Origin of the sequence: Gardnerella sp. 30-4 (genome assembly GCF_001641215.1) — a bacterium.
In the GTDB taxonomy this organism is placed as follows: Bacteria; Actinomycetota; Actinomycetes; order Actinomycetales; family Bifidobacteriaceae; genus Bifidobacterium; species Bifidobacterium leopoldii.
This window is the reverse complement of record NZ_LXJL01000006.1, coordinates 1-20,497: the sequence shown is the minus strand read 5'-3', so window position 1 is coordinate 20,497 and position 20,497 is coordinate 1. Positions and strand designations below refer to the sequence as shown.

Here is a 20,497-nt window from a genome sequence, read left to right as displayed (position 1 = left end):
TGTTATCAGCGTTTATTAATAACTTTATTTTATCTGCTTTTTAGCACTGCATTTACACTATTAAGCACCAAATTGAGTACCGTCATTTTGATTAGTAGGCGGATTAACAGGTGGTTTAACAGTTCCAATAACAGTTCGAGGAGCAGGTGCAGGAGTCTGAATAGACGTATCAACAGGCATCTGATCAGACTGCTGGTTTTGTGAAGTTGCATTATTGGAAGATTCAGAAAGTTCAGAAGCTTCAGTCTGCTCATTCTTACCTTCAACGTTGCGCTTCAAACTTTCTGGAATTTCAACAGGGGGAAGATCAGAATCTGGTCTTCTATCGTCCGAAAGCCAAAGAGTACGCTCAGGAGCCTTACGAATCTTACTGAAGATTTCCTTAAGTTCCTTCTCGTTAAGAGTTTCCTTAGCGAGCAACTGACGAACCAGCTCATCCAATACGTCACGATTATTGTTAATAATCTCCCACGCTTCAGTATGAGCAGTTTCGATAAGCTTATGAACTTCTTCATCGATTACTTCAGCAGTACGATTCGAGAACTTACGAGATTGCAAAGAATCGAGTGAACCAGAAGAATCTTCGTCAGCATCCATCCACTTAACAGCTCCAAGCTTTGCTGAGAAACCATATTCAACAACCATCTTACGAGCAATGGCAGTAGCTTTCTCAATGTCGTTAGAAGCACCAGTTGTTGGATCGTGGAACACAACTTCCTCTGCTGTGCGTCCGCCCATAGCATATGCCATTTGATCCAGTAATTCGTTGCGAGACTGCGAGTAACGGTCGCTTGTTGGCATCACAGCAGTGTATCCAAGTGCGTGACCTCGCGGCAAAATCGTTACTTTAGTAACAGGATCCGTGTGGTGCAGCGCAGCAGCAACAAGAGCATGACCGCCCTCATGGTAAGCAGTGTTACGCAATTCATCCAAAGCCATGCCCTTAGACTTACGTCGAGGTCCTGCTTGAACACGATCAATTGCCTCATCAATAGCGCGATTATCGATATATTGAGCACCAGATCGAGCGCAAAGCAACGCAGCTTCGTTAAGCACGTTAGCTAAGTCTGCACCAGTAAAACCAGGAGTGCGCACAGCAACCATATGAAGATCAACATCCGGCACAAAAGGCTTACCCTTAGCGTGAACCTTCAAAATTGCCTCGCGACCTTCCAAATCAGGAGCCTCAACAGCCACCTGACGGTCAAAACGACCAGGACGAAGAAGTGCGGAATCAAGCACATCTGGACGGTTTGTTGCAGCAATAATAATCAAATTAGTATCGTTGTCGAAACCATCCATCTCAACAAGCAACTGATTAAGTGTCTGCTCGCGCTCATCATGACCGCCAGTCATGCCACTTCCGCGGCGACGACCAACAGCATCAATCTCATCGATAAAGATGATTGCAGGAGCATTCTTCTTAGCTTCGTCAAAAAGTTCACGAACACGAGACGCGCCCAAGCCTACGAACATTTCCACGAAGTCAGAGCCAGCCATTGCATAGAACGGCACACCAGCTTCGCCTGCAATAGCACGAGCCAACAAAGTCTTACCAGTTCCTGGAGGACCATAAAGCAGCACACCGCGCGGAATACGAGCACCCAAAGCCTTGTAGCGCGAAGGATCCTTCAAGAAGTCTTTAATCTCTTCAACTTCTTCAACAGCAGCTTGTTCGCCAGCAACGTCAGCAAACTTAGTTTTAGGAGTCTGACCTTCAAGCAGCTTGCCACGGCCACGTCCGCCGCCCATGCCAAGCATACTTCCGCCAGCACCGCCTATTCTGCTAAACATGAACCAAATCATGCCAAGGAAGAACAATATTGGAACAAGCGAAGTAATCAAATACGAAATAATGCTAGATGACTGTAAGGTAGCAGTCCAGCCATTAGAAGGCTTCGCCTTTTCGACTTCTTGTACAATTGACCTACCTTGTGCATACGCGTAGTAGAATTGCACATCCTTGCCAAAGTCACGATTTTGCTTACTTCGTTTATCGAACTTCTTAAACGGACTATCAAGCGTAAGCTTAACTAACTGTTTATTGTCAATAATTTCCACATAACTTGCTTTATGAGATCGCACTAACTCAATACCATCCTGAGTATCGATAGTTTGCGATCCGTTATGAACAAACATTTGGAATCCGACAACTGAAAGCAACACAAGAAGCACAATCCACGTCCATGGCGACTGCCAGAAGGAACGACGATTGTTATGGTTGTTCTCGTTATTTTTATTATTCTTGCCCTGCTGACCGTTGTTTCGCTGATTCCTAGGGTTGCGTGGATTTAAAAACGGATTATTCCCGTTATTTCCACGCCCAGGACCGCCCATTGGGCCTTGCGGTGTCATAGGAGAAGCGCCCATGTAATAAGGCTCCTTTCAAACTCCTCAATTTATATAAAAATTCTGAATAGAATCTATAAAATCAAGCACCATACACTGATGGCTTTAATACCGCAATACTATTGAGGTTGCGGTAGCGTTCGTCGTAGTCCATTCCGAAACCAACGACAAATGCATCAGGAATTTCAAAGCCCGAGTAGTCGATTTGTACGTCTACTTCGCGACGTGCAGGCTTACTGAGCAATGCAAAAACTTTTACACTGGCAGCACCACGACCTTTTAGCTCATCTACAAGCCAAGCTAGCGTGCGACCGGAATCAACAATGTCTTCTACAATAAGCACATCTCGACCACGCACATCAGTACTTAAATCTTCGCGAACAGTGATTTGTCCGCTAGTTTGAGTGCCACTGCCGTAACTAGACAAGCTCATAAAGTCCATTGCTGCATTAACGCTTAACTCTTGCGAAAATACAGCAAGAGTATTTACAGCACCTTTTAGAACTGCAACAAGCAAAACATTACGGTTTTTGTAATCTTCACTTACTTGTTTAGCAACTTCACGAATACGCTTCATAAGGTCTTCGTGGCTAATTAATTCATAGTCGATGTCATCTCGTATATCTGCAATTTGCATGTTCACTATCTTTGCATAAGCGAATGACGATATTGCGCGAGAGTCGAGTTGCTTCATAATAATTTGGCAATGAAAAAGGCTTCTGACCATGCCATTTTGTACATAGTTCGTCCACTGCCGATATGTGACTTGACGAGAAACGCAGACCAAGTTCACTTAACGCACGCACTATAATTCGTCTGCGAATTGATGGATGATATTGCGCTAATTTATCAGCTTTTAACCTAACAGTTTTCGCATTTTTATCAAATTCCATCACTTGTGAACTAGCTTCGTCAACTTGAGAATTAATATAGTCAAGATCGTCTCTAGCTATTTCAGCTCCGCGAGAAAGCAAAGTAACCATATTCGCATTAAAAAATCGCGAAATATAAGGCATTAACGTGTGTCTAACTCGAGATCTCAATGGATAATTTTCTGAAAGTTCCTCATTTTGCGAAATATCGTCACCATTTGTAGGATCATCCCACCATGAAATACCTAAATCCTCGCAAATACCAGTAGTATCTTCTCTAGTAAGCTTAATAAGAGGCCTTGCAAAAAGCACGTTTTGACGCAATGTCACTGCTTTCATGCCAGCAACTGCTTCTAAACCTGCAGAATCTTTTAGCCCCATCATTACAGTTTCTGCTTGATCATTTGCAGTGTGAGCTAAAAGCACGGCTGCAGCTTGCTGCTTTTTAGCAACCTCAATAATTGCTTGATACCTAGCATTTCTTGCAGCAGACTCTTCGCCTTCTCCAGAATCTTCGACGTTCACAGATTGAATATACACGTACTTTTCGTCTATTCCAGATTGCAAACAATGCTTAGCAGCAGTATTGGCAATTTCAGTTGAGTGCGGCTGCAAATGGTGATCTACTATTACAACACCGCAACGAATACCTCTACTTGCGCACACAATCACGCTCAATGCTGTAAGTGCAAGAGAATCTCTACCTCCAGAGCACGCAATAAGAACCAGAGGAGCATCAACATCTGTTGCGTGGTTGCCATGTTCGGAAAAACGCGCGTCTTGAGCACACAACGAAAGTTCATCAAAACAATGCTTGATTGCGCCAATTCCTGCGCGTATGCGAGAAGAATACACCATAGCTTCTAGTGTAGCGCGCTGATAACGCTAAATTGCAACTCATAAATCATAGTTTTGGCAATTCTGCCATAAACTTATTAATCGCTACGAATGCTCCCCAAATATCAGCTGGCTGGTTCGCAACAACAGCGAAAGTTAGCACTCCACCACTTTTCCTAGATACATTACCAACCATAGAAGTAACTTCACTTAAAGAACCAGTCTTTACGCGAAGCATGCCGGCAGAAGATTCATCCGCTAAACGCTTTCTTGCTGTTCCAACTAAACCAGGAAGAGACAATCCTTCAGCAGCTGCAGCACCTCCAGAATCGGCTTTAATATTAAGCACTTGTACTTGAGCTAGCGTTGTTGCGCGCAACCTTGATTTTGGAGACAAGCCTGAGCAATCAGACATGTGCAAACCACGTATATCGATATTGAGCTTGTGCAATCCCTCTTTTACCGCCTGAACTGCACCCTCCGGAGAGTTGGATTTGTGAGTTGCAAGCGCAGTCAAACGACCAAACTCTTCAGCTAATGTATTGTCTGAAATACGAAGCGTATATGCCATTATTTCGTTTAAAGGTGCAGAAGAAACTTGTGCAATTAAACGCGAATTAGATGATATTAACGATTTAGTTTCGCTTACTGGTATTACAAGATTTTCAGATTGTGCAGATTTATTTTCATTTTCAGAATCTTTATTATTTTCAGAAGAATCATCTGCAGACGAGTCTGAAGCGGAATTTTTTTCGTCAGAAGTGGTTTTRTTAGAATAATTACTTATAACTATTCCCTGTTTGCTTAATAATTTAGCAAAAACACGACCGACACTTAAAGCAGGATGAGGATCAGAAAGCGGAAAATCTGTCATAGCATCAGCGTCAACACCTTGCACTGAAAGGTCACGCTGACGAGCATCATCTATAGCCAAAGATGACGTTTGAGCATAAAAGCGTCGTTCAACATCTGTTTCATAAATCAAATCAGGAGCACGTTTTGCGCCAAACAATGAGTCATCAACAGCTAAAGAAACTGTGCGAATATTTTCAAGTTTCAAAGCGTTGGCTGTTCTTCTCGCTAATGTCGTTAAGCCTGCTCTGCCATTAACATGGTTCCAATCGTTTTCTCCAACGCCAAGAAGCATGTCACCATTGCCGCGAAGCACAAGCTTTCTAGCATTCGCACTAGAAGCTCGTTCTGGTTCACCGCCTGTTTTAGGCAACAAAAATACTTGAGTATCAAGAGTTGAACCCATGTCAAGAGTGCGAGAAGCCACGCTAGCAGTTAAAGTTTTAAGCGTTGATGCTGGCTCTCTTAAAGCATTTGGCTCATGTGAAGCAACTACTCGCCCATTCGCATCCATAATTACTGCTGAAGTGCTGCTACTCATAGAAGCATCGGAAACCAACTCGTCAATAAGTTTTTGAGCTTGCGAATGATTTATTTCTTTACCATAAGTCACGCCTTTAGCTAGTGAATTAACTCGCAAAAGTGATTTAGGAGAAGAAACAGTTACAGCATAATGTTGGCTTCGCAACGTCAAAGGACCAGGAAGAATATCGTATACGTCAAGCAAAAAATAAGTAAAAATAATTGCTGCACTAACTATAACTGCTATAAATGCAATAAGTAATCGCCAACGAGAAGGATATTGGCTTCTTAAAACCATAGCAGCGTATTTACTTTTCTTCTGTGTGCTACTTGGTTTAGGTTTAATACTTGCTTTAGGTTCGATACTTTTGTTGGGTTCGCCGCTTTGCGTTGGCGTGCTCGCATTAGGAGTATTTAAGGCATCGTTTGAGCCTTTACTACTTTCCATGCGAGCACACCTTTAAATCGATTGCAAATACCGCGCTTAACTATACATTGCGCTTGCAACAAAGCGTGCGTAAGTTACGCAGTAATCGAGGCAAATCTGCGCAAGTTTTCTACAATACGAATCATGCGCTTATCCATCACTTTGCCGCCAAGAATTACGCCAACAACCAATACAACAAATCCGTTTACTACGAACAGAATGCATGCAATCCACAAAAGATTCGTGTTAATAGCCAAAAACGTCATAGCTGCAGCAATAGACGGAATCATGCATACTGCAGAAAGAAGCGAAAAACCTATTGGAGCAAAAGATCTAGCGCCTGCAGAACCTTGCGGCCTAGAAAATGGCTTTTCGATTGACGCTACAGGGTACATTGCTATGCACGAAGAAATTAAGCCAATGCCTATGGTCGCAAAAGCTACTCCAATTGGAGAAAGAGTTTGGAACATAACTGCATTCATATTTTGCTTAACATTTGCTACAAAGAAAAGGAAAGCGTAAACCCCTATTCCAAGAATTGCAAAGTACACAGCGCAAATCACGGACCAAACTATTGCGTGCGCTAAACGATCGTGCAAACCTTTTACTCCAATAATCGCGTGCATAGTAAAAGCTGTGCCATCGTATGCAATATTGTTTCCAACAACCATGCCCATAAGCAAAGCAGCATACATAAGCCAGCTAGAAACGCCTATATCCTGTGCTATAGAACCAAATCCTTTAGCATTAAAACTAGTTCCTCCTGCAACTATCAGAATAAAAAGCGGCGTAAGAAGCAAAAATAGTTGACGCATATCTCTTCTCATAACGCTAATAATTCGCGCAATAATCGCACCGACTGTGTTGTCTGGAACTGCTGCAAAGAAGCCGATTCCCTTAGTTTTAACAACTGTTTTTTGCTCACCGCGCAGTAGCTTTGGCTCTAATTTTGCGCAAAATACAGAGATTGCAAAGCAAGCAGCAATCGTTAGTACGCAAATAAAGAAGCGAATAACAAGCGCAAGCCAATTGCCATTAATGGCGTCAAGAGGCAAAGCCATAGCAGCACTTAATGGAGTAAAAGCGGACGCAGAGCAAAAACCTAAGCCAAACACAATTCCTCTTGGACTTTTGTTACCAATATTCATAGTGGAAACAAAAATCATATACGCTACGAAAATAGCAAAGTAAAAAATGTTTCTTGAACGCTTGTTTATTAAAATAGTGTCCAAAAGCTCAATAAGCATTTTGCTTAAAGACACGATTGTTGCAACGTAAAGCGGAGCTGCAATTACGCTTACTAAAACCGGCACAATTCCAAAGTTTCTGTACGCTAAAGACCACAAAGCAAGCGCGATTGTGCAGCTTATAGAAAACGCTCCAAAAAGGGAGCCAAGAAGCATACCAGCTTGCTGCTTTACGTAAGGAATGCCGTAAAGCGCAAAACTACGCGACTTTAGTGTTGTGTCACTGCCGAACATAAACAGGTTTATAAACAGCGTAAAAATTGACACAATCGACGCAACCATTATTGGAGCGAACTGAAATTCCTGCCAATTTTTAGTATCTGCAAGCATTCCTGGATTAAGATACTTTCCTGCTTGCCAGCCCGCAAAACCAAGAGCACATATAATTGCAAGTCCAAAAACAATGACTATACCAAAGCCGATTTTTTGCCAAATCGACTTTCGCATAACAGAAAAAGTAAGCGCCCAGCGAAGGCGAACCATGGTAAAAATCATAGACATTACGGCCATCCTTATTAGGCGTTGAGATTAGCAGACTCGGTAGAAGCGACAGCAGCGTTATCAGACTTGCCGCCGTTAAGCCAGTCGATTCGCGCAGCTGCGTGACGTCCACCAACAAGCTCCATAAAGCGATCTTCAAGATCTTTGCCCTGAGCCACTTCTGCAAGAGTGCCAGAAGCTGCAACATGACCTTCGTTAATAATCGCCACGTGCGAGCACATTTTTTCAACCAATTCCATAACGTGCGAAGAAATAATACCCGTACCGCCAGTAGAAACATACTCGGCGAGAATATCCTTCAAATTTGCGCTAGAAACAGGGTCCACTGCCTCAAAAGGCTCATCGAGCACAAGTACGCGAGGGCTATGGATCATAGCTGTTGCAAGGCAAATCTTCTTAGTCATACCAGTTGAATAGTCAGAAACCATGGTGTTTGCAGCTTCTGTTAAGTCGAAAGCAGAAAGCAAGTCGTTCGCGCGCTTTACGGATTCCGCGCGACTCATATCGCGAAGCATGCCAGCGTAAGTTAAAAGCTGCAAACCAGTAATTGTCTTAAAAATCTCATCTGCTTGAGGCATTAAACCGATTGCGCGCTTAGCACTATTTACATCGCTCCAAACGTCATTGCCAAAGATCGAAGCTGAGCCAGCATCCGGCATAAGCAAGCCCGTAAGCATTTTAATCGTAGTGGTTTTGCCGGCACCGTTCGGACCTACCAATCCGTAGAAAGAGCCTGCTGGAATGCTCAACGAAAGATTATCTACAGCAACTTTCTTGCCAAAAGTCTTAACAAATCCGCGAATAGAAACCGCTGGAACATCTGCATTGCTATCGCTAGCATCACTCGAATAAGTGTTTGCGCCAAAAACCGGAACGCTGCTAGCAAAAGCATTTCCGGACGGATATTCAGACGGAATAGAATCTACCATAAGAACCTCGCAGTATACAGATAAACGCACGCATCGCGCCACAATGCTACGCAAGCAAGCGTTTACATAGAGGTTTCTATTATCTCATACTCGCAATCTTTGCGCAATCACAACGCCATCAGCCGCCGCACTCACCACCCCAAATCCTCCTACCATCACACCAGATCACTGTTCCGTACGCTACCTTCACTGTACTAATATTCGTGTGGTAGAGATTTGAGATTTTTCGCACTGAGCGCGGCGAACGTCAGAGCCGCAGGCTGCTGATTCGCCAAGCGAAGAAGAAAAATCGAAAAATCTCTGCGATAAGATGAGGTTATTAATGGTTAGCACGCAGAGTTTGGGGGATTTCTCTACGAGCGCTAAAAGAGGACTGATGGAGCAACATTCTTTAAAGAAAGGCGAACACAATAAACGCCTTTAACAGTCAAAGCGACTGAAGGACGGGACGCGCGAGGAGAAAAATCCCCCAAAACTCGCTCCACACTATAGAATTTCATTCTTTCACTCAGCGACCGGTATGCTGAATCGGCTTCCACTCGCTCTTTGAGAAAATAGCTTGGAACGCAATAGGCACGTACGAAAGCATAAAAATCGGGAAGCTAAGAGCGTACGCAAACAGCTCCTTATTCGTGGCCCCAAGCTTATCGTGTTCAACCAAAATAGTGAGTGACACAAATATCATCATGCCTAAAACGCTTGTAACAGTAGTGGTAATGAAATTAATCATTGAAGAAATTTGACTCATCCATGTTACGAATCCAAATGCGGCAAAAATAAAACCAAGTATTATTCTTGCAACAGCCAAAACCATAAACGGGAAAAGCATAAGCGTAAAATCAACCGACGAAAAATCTCTTTCGCGAATACCATGTCGAATAAGAGCTGCTCCATAGTAACGAAATACTTGCAAGAATCCCTTGCTCCAACGAAGACGCTGCCTCCAGCTCTGCCTAAACGACACAGGCTGTTCGTCATATAATACTGCAGAACCGCAATATCCAACTTTGTCTCCGTGAAGAATAGCGTCCATAGTGAATTCAAGATCCTCAGTAAGAAGATGGAATTTCCATCCGCTATTTCTGTGCATAATCTCACGCGAGAACATGAATCCAGTTCCACCAGCATGGCAACTCGAACCGAATAGCATTCGAGAGTTGTTAGTAAATCGCGATTCTCGAATAAACCAAAGTGCAGAGCCGGAAGAAACCCAATTATCTGAAAGATTCACGGAATTACGGTAGCTAGTTAAAATTTGATATCCTGCGTGGAAACCTTTATTCATTTCCTCAAAATAATGCGGATCAAGTTTATTGTCTGCATCGAAAACAAAGTACGCGTCATAAACTTTATCCGCACCAATTTTCATAATATGATCGAGGAGATAGCTGAGCGCATAACCTTTACCAATATGCTCTTTATCAAAACGTTCAATTACGTTGCATCCGCAATTGCGACCAACTTGCGCAGTAGAATCAGTGCAATTATCTGCAACAAGCCAAATATCAATAAAATCTTGTCTATATGTTTGAGTTTGAATGCAATGAATAAGATTACCTATAACAGCTTCCTCATTGCGCGCAGAAATAAGCACAGCATAATGCTTATCCATTGGCGCTTCAGGAAAAACAATAGGCTTAGCGAATAAAGATGCAACGGCACAAACACCTTGATACACAACACCGCTTATGCCAATAAGTATTACTAGTACATCAAATATTGATAGAAGAATCATCGCTTCCATCCGCTCCGTGGATTATTTTTTACGTTACTTTTACTATTTTTTGTATTTTTTGTATTGTTTACTATTTTAGACTCGCCTACTTGCAATTTTGCTTTAGGAGAATCCTTATTTTCAGAATCTACTTTACGCTTTGCAATATCTTTATTTACGGCATCTAATATTTCGCGCGAAATTGGCATTGTTGCCAATACATCAGTTTGATCAGAATCGTTAGAGGAAACTTTGCTACTATTCGCATCGTCAGAATCTGACACATAAGCTTGCTTATACCAATATAAAATATCCTCGTTCAGAGAAATGCGAGAGCTTGTGCCTTTCATTACACGATGAACACTTTCACTCATTGGATTCATGAACTTACGGCCAATCGCCTCAACGCAACGAACAATAATAGAAGTGTGATCAGGGTGAGGATCGTTCATAAGCGGAGAAGAAACTAAACTATATTGCTTCGTGCATACTCTAAAAATTGCTTGCAAACTTGCAGTCACAGGCAAAGCCAAAAATGCTCCAAGAGCACCAAATACAGCGCCCATTACAAGAACTGAAATAAAAGCTACTGCAGGATTCAGATCCATAGTCTTTTCGGAAATCTTCGGCGAAATAACCATGTTCTCAATTTGCTGATAAATCGTAATAAAAATTAATGTTGCAACAGCCGCACCAAAACCATTGGAACCCCACGCAACCAAGATAGGCAAAGCTCCACCCAAATAGCCACCAATTGTAGGCACAAACTGCGAAACAATTCCGCAGAATAAGGATAGCGGAAGCCAATACGGTATATTCATCACAATAAGGAAAATTGCGGTACCCACTGCGTTAATCGCTGCCAAAATAATTCGCGAAAATAAGAAGCTCGAAATCTGCTCTTGAACAACTGACCAAATAAATAGGAAACGACGCTGAGCTTGCGGATTCATCCAACGGCACATGCTACGACGCATAGCCGGACCTGCTGCAGAAATGTAATACGTAACCATAATAATGGTAAGCAAATCAAGCAGAACAGTCATCAATCCCCATGTTGTGTTAAGTGCTTGGCCAGCAAAATCAACAACCCAAGATGTTTGCACATGCTTCAAAATTTCCATGCCAAGCTGCTCAATATTAGGCATTTTAAAACCGGTATAGTGAAGCACAAAATTTGCAAATTGATTGTATAAATCAGGCAAGCCCATAACCATTGAAACAACCTGCTGAGCAAATAAATTACCAAACAAAGCAAGTAGCAAGCTAATTACAACAAGCAAGCCCGTTAGCGTAAAGCCAGAAGCAACTCCTCGCCTCCAACCATGCTTAATTAACCGAACAACAAGCGGTTCCATTGCGAGCGCAATAAAAATAGAAATCACAACATCGAAAACAATGAATGAAATGCTATTCCAAGCGAACCATAGGAAGATGGACACAAAAGTAACAATTGCAACGTAAATAAGTGCACGACCTAGCCAATCTGGCGGCCTTCTATCATCGCCTTTGGCTGGGAAAAGTGAAGCTAAATCTAGCTTATTTTCACTTTCCTTAATATGCTCATGCATCTTATATTCATGCATTTCTTGCTCTTGGTAATTCATAGGTACTATTGTAACTGCGCGAACTGATGAATGCGAATTAGCGGCATGTAGTATTACATTATTCGCATCTACGCAACTACACGTAACATTATGTAACACAAACGTAACGAGATATTCGAGTCGCTGAAATCCAAAATGGCATTCATAGTCATAAACTCATTACTGGGTTTTTTAAGAAAGGAATGGTGGCCATGACCACTTTGCAAACTAAAGAAGATGCCGCAGCCCTCATTGAAAAGGAAGGCATTGAATACGTATCCGTACGATTTACTGATTTAATTGGCGTTCAGCAGCACTTTACTGTTCCTGCTGACGAGTTCTTGCACAGTGCTTTCACTGATGGAATGGCGTTCGATGGTTCTTCAATGCAAGGCTTCCAGGCTATTAACGAATCAGATATGAAGCTTATTCCAGATGTTGACACTGCTTATATTGACCCATTCCGTAAGCATAAGACTCTGAATGTTGCTTTCTCTATTGTTGACCCTGTAACAGATGAGCCATATTCTAGGGATCCTCGTCAGGTCGCTATTAAAGCAGAGTCCTATTTGAAGTCAACTGGCATTGCTGACACTGCAAGCTTTGCTCCTGAAGCTGAGTTCTTCATCTTTGATAAGGTGCGTTTTGCTAACGACATGCAACGCTCCTTCTATGAGGTTGATTCTAACGAAGCTCCTTGGAATTCCGGAATTGACACTGAGGATGACGGCAGCAACAATATTGGTTTTAAGAACCGCGTAAAGCACGGCTACTTCCCTGTGCCACCAGTAGATCACAATCAGGATTTGCGCGATGACATGGTTTGCAATTTGCAAAAGGTCGGCTTGATTCTTGAGCGTTCTCACCACGAAGTCGGCGGCGCAGGTCAGCAGGAAATCAACTACCGTTACAATACGCTTGTTCATGCTGGCGATGATTTGATGAAGTACAAGTATGTGGTTCATGAAACTGCTGCTTTAGCTGGTAAGGCTGCAACATTTATGCCAAAGCCAATTGCTGGAGATAACGGCACCGGCATGCACTGCCATCAGTCGCTTTGGAAGGATGGCAAGCCATTGTTCTATGCGGAAACTGGCTACGCTCAACTTTCTGATATTGCACGTTGGTACATTGGCGGCTTGATTAAGCACGCTTCTTCTGTGCTTGCATTTACGAATCCTTCGCTTAACTCTTACCATCGCTTGGTTCCAGGATACGAAGCTCCAGTCAACTTGGTTTACTCTGCTCGTAACCGTTCTGCAGCTATTCGTATTCCTCTTGCTGGTACGGAACCTGCTGCTAAGCGAATTGAGTTCCGTGCACCGGATCCTTCATGCAACCCATTCTTAGCATTCTCCGCTCAGCTTATGGCAGGTTTGGATGGTGTTGTTAACCATATTGAGCCTCCTGCCCCTGTTGATAAAGATTTGTACGAGCTTCCTCCAGAGGAGCATGACGGCATTAAGCAAGTTCCTTCTTCACTTGGTGAGGCTTTGCAAGCTTTGGAAGAGGATCACGACTTCCTTATGCAAGGCGACGTATTTACTAGCGACTTGATTGAAACTTGGCTGAATTTGAAGCATGAGGAAATGGATATGGCGCGCTTGGCTCCAACTCCACTCGAGTATGAGCTTTACTTCCACATCTGATTTGTAGTTAAGTTCTTCTAGCCAATAAGTCGGCTCTACGATTTCGCAGAGTCGGCTTATTGTTTGGCGCGACGACCTGCTTGAGCGCTGCGATTTAGCGCGCGAAGGCAACTCGGAGCGGAAACTCGCTTAAGTTGGAAGTCCAGTGGACTTCCAACGCGAGTTTCGTAAGCGAGCGCAATCTGCGCCATTAACGAAAAAACGGAAACATGCGTTACGCGCGCAGCACGACGACTGCACGCGTGTCCGAATAACAGGATTAAGAGACCATAACGCAGCGCGCCAACTGCACGAGTGTCCGAAACTCGCCGGTTCGTGCGCTCAAGCAGATTGTCGCGTTAGCTGTTTATTTTTTAGCACGTATTTTACATCAGCTTGAGATGCGACCTTCGAATCATGAGTAACAACAATCACACATTTGCCATGCTCTCTAGCAGCTTTTTTTAATATTGCAATAACTTCTTTAGTTGTTGCAGGGTCAAGACTTCCAGTAGGCTCATCAGCTAAAATTACCGGCGCAGAAGATACTAAAGCTCGTCCAATTGCAACACGCTGCTGTTGACCACCAGAAAGTTTAGTGACGTTACGATTTGCTTCTTCTTCAGTTAACCCAAGATCTATTAGCACTTGAACATCAGCATGTGAATTTACTAATCGCAAATTTTCTAATGGCGTCAAATAGTCAATAAGATTAAAATTCTGGAAAACAAGTGAAATATGTTTTTTGCGATGCTCAACATATCCTGTTTTTGCAATATCCTCACCATTGAACAATACTTCACCTTTATAAGGAGTATCTAATCCAGCTAAAAGTGAGAGCATAGTAGACTTTCCTGCTCCAGAAGCTCCCATGATACTGTACATTTTGCCAATTTCGAAATCTGCATTCACGTCATTTAGTACCGCAATATTTGCAGGTCCGTAAGTGTACTTCACATTTTTTAATTGCAATAAAGCCGACATAATAAGCTCCTTATTTTTACATAATTTAAATATGATTTATACGATTTGTTCCATTTATGCGATTGCGCTTTTAGTAGAAAATTCGCATACGCAACTACATTTCTGCTAACTCATGGCACTCAGTATTTTCCGAGGCTTCTTTATTAATATTGGCAGCACTGCAACAAGTAATGCGACTATTGAAATAAGCAAACCAATAACAAAAGCAGCAAGAGTTTGCAGCAATGGCAATACTGGCATACCATCCGCAATAAATGACGAATCAGCACTATGCAAAATCGCAGAACCAATAACGCCAGAAAAAGCAGCACCGAAGCCTAACGAAATGACGAATGACACAATGTTGAGTATCGCTATTTCAACAAGCAATTGACTAACTATTATTGCTCTAGATAATCCGATAGACATAAGTACGCCAATCTCGTGCATACGTCCTCTAACCCAGAACACTAATACAAGTCCAAGCACTAAAATACCAACAAAACTTAGTGCCACAAAAATCATTCGCACAAGTTGTTGCACAGAGTTAACCGAGCTTATTACATCAGACAATTGCGAAGCATTCTGCTCTACATCTGCCCACTTGCCAGCAATACTTTTAGCCTCCCGTATTGCACTAGCTAATAAATCAGAACGCTCAACAACACAACGCAAAACACTTCGATTAGAAGAACCCGCCAAAGACAACGCAGAACTTAAGTCAGTAAATATGCGGTTTTCTGACGTATCCGAAGGAAGCGCTCCTTTAGTTTGCAATTTGCCGGCAAAAATGCCAACAACGCGAACTTTTACATTAAACCCTTGCTTAAGAATTATAGTAGAACCAATCTTAAGATTATTCTTCTTAGCAAAATCACGATGCACTATTGCTCTACCAGAAGAACGATTAGTAATATGCTCACCCTGTTCTAAACGGTACAATCCTTCTTGAAAACCTTGAGATAATCGAGAATCTGTTGTGCCAGTAATTCCGGCAGCATGAGCCAAAACATCATCGTCTAGTCTTGGACCCTGCGCAGGAAGCACAAGTTGCTTTCCAACAGGCACAGCTAAAACATCGCGCTCTTCCACTACAGTTTTTACGCTCGAAATCGCAGCAAATTTACGAATTTGACTAGAGTCAATTCCTTCATTTGCGCCCAAATCTTGAGGAATTGAGGAACTAGATGTAGCAGTAGCAGAATTAGAATTTGCATTACTTTGCTCTGGAAGAGTTTCACCTCGAGTTTTTGCTCGTACAGTAAAACCTAAGCCAATACTGGATTGAATACGATCCCTAGCACCCTCAACAGAAGCACTGATACCAGCTTGTGAAACTAGCGCACTTAAAACAAGAGTCATAATCAGCACAATTATTGCGTTACGTCGAGGTTTGCGCAATATTGCAAGTTTCGCTCGAGCACATAAAGAAATTACTTCACCATTCATAATGTTACTCACTAACTTTTCAAATAACTTTCATACGACGAATTATGAAAACTATGCCGCCAAACAGCATAGTTCTACTTTTGCAATCCGAGGAGCTCACGAGGAGATTTGCATATAATTGGCAAATAAGACAACACAACTGCAATAACGATTACTGCACCAACAATTGTAGAAACTCCGACAAAACACTGAGCGTCTACTTGTACGCTAAGTGTTTCCAAAGTTTTTGTTGCCAAAGTTGATTCAAGATTTCCACCAGCTTGACCCATATTACTCAATTCACGGGCGGCTGATGATTGCACAGAGCCAAGAGCAACATTAGCCATCAACGGAGCTATAACTTTTGCAAAAAGGTAACCCACAATCAACGAAGGTATTGAAATAAGCACAATCTCAGCAAGATATTGACCAACTATAGATAATTTGCCAGTGCCAATTGCAACAAACACACCAATTTCATTACGTCGCTCATTCATCCACAGCAAAAGCACTAATGCCAAAGCAATAATAGCGAATGATACAACAGCAATTGTTGTAACAGTCATTATTGAGCGCACTCCCTTTGCTGCTTTCAACAAACCAGAAACGAACTGATCGTCACGAGTTAGTTGATAGTTTTGCAAATCAATAGGCAATTTCGCAGCTTGAGACATAATATTATCCGCATCCTCGCCGCGCTTTATTCTAAAACTTGCATCCTGATATATTTCTTTTCCAGGCTTATATTTATATAATTCGCGAGTAGTTTGCAAATCCGTATACACGGTATTAGCTGTCAATTCCGCCCTAGTTGCGACTTGACGCTTATTTGCACCGGCATAAATTCCAACAATACGAGTTTTTACTGTTGCTGTTGATTGTTGAATATTGTCAGCATCGTAAGGATTAGCGCGAAGTGTAAGAGTATCTCCTACATGTAATCCGTTAGCTTTAGCGAGATCTTCATGAATTAGTGATGCATGAACGTTGTTAGCAATAAGATGCTTGCCTTTAGACATAGTTATTGCTTTTGTTTTAAAAGTATTTAAACCAGTAGAGTCATTCGTTCCTTCAATATTAACGGCATTCCCAAACTGCTGTTCACGCTTATTGTCATACTCTTGTACGCCTGGAATTCTTGCCGCTTTAGCATTAACTAAATCCGCTGTTACATTTTGTCGAACAACGTAGGAAGCAATTCCATTTAACTTTGCAATTGCCTGTACATCTTTAGGTTTTACAGTTCCAGCTCCTCTAGGAGTTCCAGGGTTTATTTGAGGGTTATTTGCGAGCACAAAACTAGACTCTGCTTGCGCTTCAACTTTTTCTCCTTCTCTACCTGCAGCATTTGAAACTGCAGAAGTAGAAAATAACAATGTCGAAATAAGAAATACAATAATGAAAATTATTGCTGTTTTTATTCGTTTCCTCAGAATGTAGCGTATTGCACGAGAGATAAACGTCATCGACTACCTTTCTTCATTGAAAATTGCTTGTATATCAACCTTTAAATATACGGACTACCAGTATAACATATCCATACTGAAAAATGCGTTTAGTGTCATACTTTACAATGCGCAAATCTACCAGTGCGCAAATCTACGCTATAAAAAAATTCCCCTCTGCAAAACAAATTGTAGAGGGAAACTTTTATTCGTATTTAATGCGCCTTTAAATTTTGCACATTCGTTAGGTTTAGTCTTGGTTAAAATCTATTACTAGCTTATTATCTTTAATACTAAACTTTCCATAAACATAACCACTATTTCTAGTGTGCGAGTCTCTCCAATCACTATCATCATCATCGTCCTTATAGCGATAAGTAATGTCTACACCAACCTCATCGCTCTGAAAAGTTCCTGACGACATGTTAACTTGATCCAACATAGGAGTGCTATTAACACTACGCTTAATATTGTCATATTTATAGCTGGTATAGTAACTAAAGCTTGCAAATCTACAACTCTCTGGAACATCAGTTTCAGTTGACGCTACACATTTATCAACATGCTTTTGAATAGCCTTAGTAAGCTCATCCTTTAATGTTTCTGTAGCTTCTAGTTCTAACACTGCAGATTCCGAACTATCTTTTTCGCTAATTGACGCGTCAGCAGAATTTGTGGTCCACAGTTGCGAACTTTTTGCAGATTCAATATGGTAAGCACCAGGATACACTGGAAGTCTATATTCTGTAGCTGATGTATATACTGAATAACCGTATTCTGAACTGTAGCTTTCACCGTCATATTTCGGCGATTTTTTGAGAGTAGACAAATTTATTTCAGAATCATTAACTTTTATTTTATCAACTTCATTTGGCACAGTTATGGTAATGTGACCAAATGGTGGATATTGAACTTTATAAGAGTCAAAGAATAGCCACTGTTTGCCAGCTGGTACAAGGCTTATTACTGCCGAAGCATCACTATTGCCAATTTTGTAAGAAAGCTTAAATGAATTGTATGGGCCACTATCAACACTCATGTAAGACATATGATTCTTGGAAGCTCTGCCTATTGCGCTTGTAAGTAAGGCACGATAATTTTCTGGAACTTTAGAAGAAGACCAATCTGTCATATTGTTAGCTTCATCAAAATTGCCTTCTTGCAAAGACTTCACATAACGTTGAATTGTTGCTTGTGGAGAATACACATTCTGTTGAATAACTGTATAACCTATACCAAGAACCACAATAACAATGCCAATTACAATAAGCATAATTTTTGTGCTGTGTTTCATAGGCGTGCTTCTCACAACATTACCTGCTACGAAATTAGGATTAAACGAATCAGGAGCATAATATTCTGTAGGCTGATTTTGCGAATAATCCTGCTGATTATAGTACTGTTGATTTGAATAATCCTGCTGTTCATAAGTATTTTGACTGCTATAAACAGGCTGAGGATAAGCTTGCGTGTTCTGCTGAATGAACTGCGTTTGTTGTACATCGTTCATTTGATTTTGCTGATATTGAGCACTTTGCATTGGCTGATAACTTGAATTAGCTTGCTGCGGCACAAGACTAGCTCCACAAGATGAGCATACTATAGCTCCATAAGCATTTTGACTGTTGCAATATGGACAATTCATATATTTCTCTCCGTATATTTTTACAAAATAAGCCTAGCAGACAAGACTGCTAGGCTTATGACTTATTAGATATATTTACTTAAATAAATTAGCTAGGTCTTGTGCTTTATTCATAAGATTATTCGAAGGAACCAAGGAATTAACCATAGCAGTATTGATTGCAGCAACGATAAATATTGCAACAATTCCAATCAAGATAAAGATAACCCACATCCACTCACGATCAAGCTTACCCTTGTAGTGTGCAGTTGCCATAAACGATACAGGAATGAGCATCAATAATACCAAGTAAAGTGTGTGCAAAGACATAGATGGAACTTGCAAAACAGCACTAGGATTATTCATTAACAATGAGATGTCTGAATTGCTGTAGATTATAGATGCAACTAAAGAATCACTGCCTTCTACTTTTCCTTTAAAGTAATTCATAACAGGAATAGATGGAGCAATGAAAGTCAAAATCACTGAAACAATTTGCAAGCCTAAAAGCGGTACGAGTTTCTGAGCAAAAAGAACGTGAAGCTGAGCTGGCGAAACCTCTTCACCAAACATCTTCATGCCAAGCAAAGCTACACCGTATACAGCGTATACGGTAATCATTCCAATAACAAACTTATAGAAGAATAGTGTAAAAGGCACACCAGGAGTTTGCTGTCCAGCGAACTTAGATACAAGTTCCAAAGCAGTGCTATTAGAAGCATTGTAGAAAGAAAGCGAAGAGAAATATGCTTGGAAACCAAACAGCAAACCAGAAATCACAGAAATTAAAACTGCGTAAATATTAGATACGCGATACCTCTGGGAAGGATTCTTAAGAGCAGTTACTAACCAACGGAAGAAGTTCATCATCTGTTCAGCATTAAGCTGGTTTGAAATTTGGCTATAGTGCGAAACGCCTGGAGTATTTGGGCGATTCTGCATACCCGGCATTCCTGGCTGAGCTGGCATACCCTGCTGAGCATATGGATAGCCTGGACGTTGCATATTTGGCATACCCTGCTGAGGCATACCCTGCTGAGGCATTCCTGGCTGAGCTGGCATACCCTGCTGAGGCATACTAGGACGCGCAAACTGAGGAGCATGCTGCGCAATAGGCTGAGCAGGCGCCGGCTGAGCTGGTGTAGGCTGAACATGCACTTGCTGAACAGGCACTGGCTGAGCTGGAGCATGTTGAACAGGTACTGACTGAACAGGTGCCGGCTGAGCAGGTGTTGGCTGAACAGGTGCCGGCTGAACGGGTGCCGGCTGAGCAGCCTCAAACTTGTTACCACAACCCTTGCAGAATTTTGCAGTATCAATATTCTGGGTACCGCATTGAGCGCAAACTTTCACTCGTCTCTCCTTTGTTAATGGAACAGATCCCATAAATTTGCTAACCGAAAAATGTTTAACAAACCACTTGCGCTCAATTCTATTACTAAAAGCACACAAAACAAACCAGACGTAACAAAAAAGTGCTTGTTTGAAACAAAAAATTCTATAAACACGACATAAATCAGTAAAAAATACGACGCAAAAATAGAAAAACAGAAAAATATAGTCAGTATCTATT

General features: G+C 41.7%; 14 protein-coding genes. 1 reads left to right on the top strand and 13 read right to left on the bottom strand.

Features of this window, described 5'->3' with window-relative positions; genetic code table 11:
* Positions 1-60: 60 nt before the first annotated feature.
* The 8 genes from ftsH to A5294_RS00625 form a co-directional block, all read right to left on the bottom strand.
* A complete protein-coding gene (ftsH, locus tag A5294_RS00660) occupies positions 61-2,370 on the bottom strand; it encodes an ATP-dependent zinc metalloprotease FtsH (RefSeq protein ID WP_064340209.1) in 2,310 nt (769 codons plus the stop codon).
* Between the two features lie 61 nt (positions 2,371-2,431).
* Positions 2,432-2,986, bottom strand: coding sequence for a hypoxanthine phosphoribosyltransferase (gene hpt / locus A5294_RS00655; protein ID WP_004118717.1), 555 nt, complete (start codon positions 2,984-2,986; stop codon positions 2,432-2,434).
* Positions 2,961-4,079 (bottom strand): tRNA lysidine(34) synthetase TilS, encoded by a 1,119-nt coding sequence (gene tilS / locus A5294_RS00650; protein ID WP_064340208.1) that lies wholly within the window; start codon positions 4,077-4,079, stop codon positions 2,961-2,963. The genes hpt and tilS overlap by 26 nt, the downstream gene beginning before the upstream one ends.
* 46 nt (positions 4,080-4,125) lie before the next feature.
* On the bottom strand, positions 4,126-5,880 hold the full coding sequence (locus A5294_RS00645) for a D-alanyl-D-alanine carboxypeptidase (protein WP_064340207.1): 1,755 nt from the start codon (positions 5,878-5,880) through the stop codon (positions 4,126-4,128).
* Between the two features lie 74 nt (positions 5,881-5,954).
* Positions 5,955-7,607 carry a hypothetical protein gene (locus tag A5294_RS00640; protein WP_064340206.1) on the bottom strand — a complete coding sequence of 551 codons (1,653 nt, stop codon included), beginning with the start codon at positions 7,605-7,607 and terminating at the stop codon, positions 5,955-5,957.
* 14 nt (positions 7,608-7,621) lie between these two features.
* A complete protein-coding gene (locus A5294_RS00635; protein WP_064340205.1) occupies positions 7,622-8,536 on the bottom strand; it encodes an ABC transporter ATP-binding protein in 915 nt (304 codons plus the stop codon).
* Between the two features lie 508 nt (positions 8,537-9,044).
* The gene (locus A5294_RS00630; RefSeq protein WP_032835541.1) at positions 9,045-10,271 is read right to left on the bottom strand and encodes a glycosyltransferase family 2 protein; all 1,227 of its coding nucleotides are present in this window, start codon (positions 10,269-10,271) and stop codon (positions 9,045-9,047) included.
* Positions 10,268-11,857, bottom strand: coding sequence for an AI-2E family transporter (locus A5294_RS00625; protein WP_004118703.1), 1,590 nt, complete (start codon positions 11,855-11,857; stop codon positions 10,268-10,270). Before A5294_RS00625 ends, A5294_RS00630 begins: the two co-directional genes overlap by 4 nt.
* A gap of 191 nt (positions 11,858-12,048) precedes the next feature.
* On the opposite strand from A5294_RS00625, the gene glnA reads away from it, so the two are divergent.
* The gene (gene glnA / locus A5294_RS00620) at positions 12,049-13,485 is read left to right on the top strand and encodes a type I glutamate--ammonia ligase (protein ID WP_004107300.1); all 1,437 of its coding nucleotides are present in this window, start codon (positions 12,049-12,051) and stop codon (positions 13,483-13,485) included.
* Positions 13,486-13,806: 321 nt separating this feature from the next.
* Here the strand turns inward: glnA and A5294_RS00615 are convergent, their stop codons facing one another.
* From A5294_RS00615 to A5294_RS00595, 5 genes are all read right to left on the bottom strand, one after another.
* Positions 13,807-14,448 carry an ABC transporter ATP-binding protein gene (locus A5294_RS00615; protein WP_004107298.1) on the bottom strand — a complete coding sequence of 214 codons (642 nt, stop codon included), beginning with the start codon at positions 14,446-14,448 and terminating at the stop codon, positions 13,807-13,809.
* Positions 14,449-14,553: 105 nt separating this feature from the next.
* Positions 14,554-15,876, bottom strand: a complete 1,323-nt coding sequence (locus A5294_RS00610) for an ABC transporter permease (RefSeq protein WP_064340204.1) — start codon at positions 15,874-15,876, stop codon at positions 14,554-14,556.
* A 74-nt stretch (positions 15,877-15,950) separates the two neighbouring features.
* Positions 15,951-17,321, bottom strand: coding sequence for an ABC transporter permease (locus A5294_RS00605; RefSeq protein ID WP_064340203.1), 1,371 nt, complete (start codon positions 17,319-17,321; stop codon positions 15,951-15,953).
* A gap of 229 nt (positions 17,322-17,550) precedes the next feature.
* A complete protein-coding gene (locus A5294_RS00600) occupies positions 17,551-18,945 on the bottom strand; it encodes a zinc ribbon domain-containing protein (RefSeq protein WP_004107292.1) in 1,395 nt (464 codons plus the stop codon).
* Positions 18,946-19,020: 75 nt separating this feature from the next.
* Positions 19,021-20,277, bottom strand: a complete 1,257-nt coding sequence (locus tag A5294_RS00595) for a zinc ribbon domain-containing protein (RefSeq protein ID WP_004107291.1) — start codon at positions 20,275-20,277, stop codon at positions 19,021-19,023.
* Positions 20,278-20,497 lie beyond the last annotated feature (220 nt).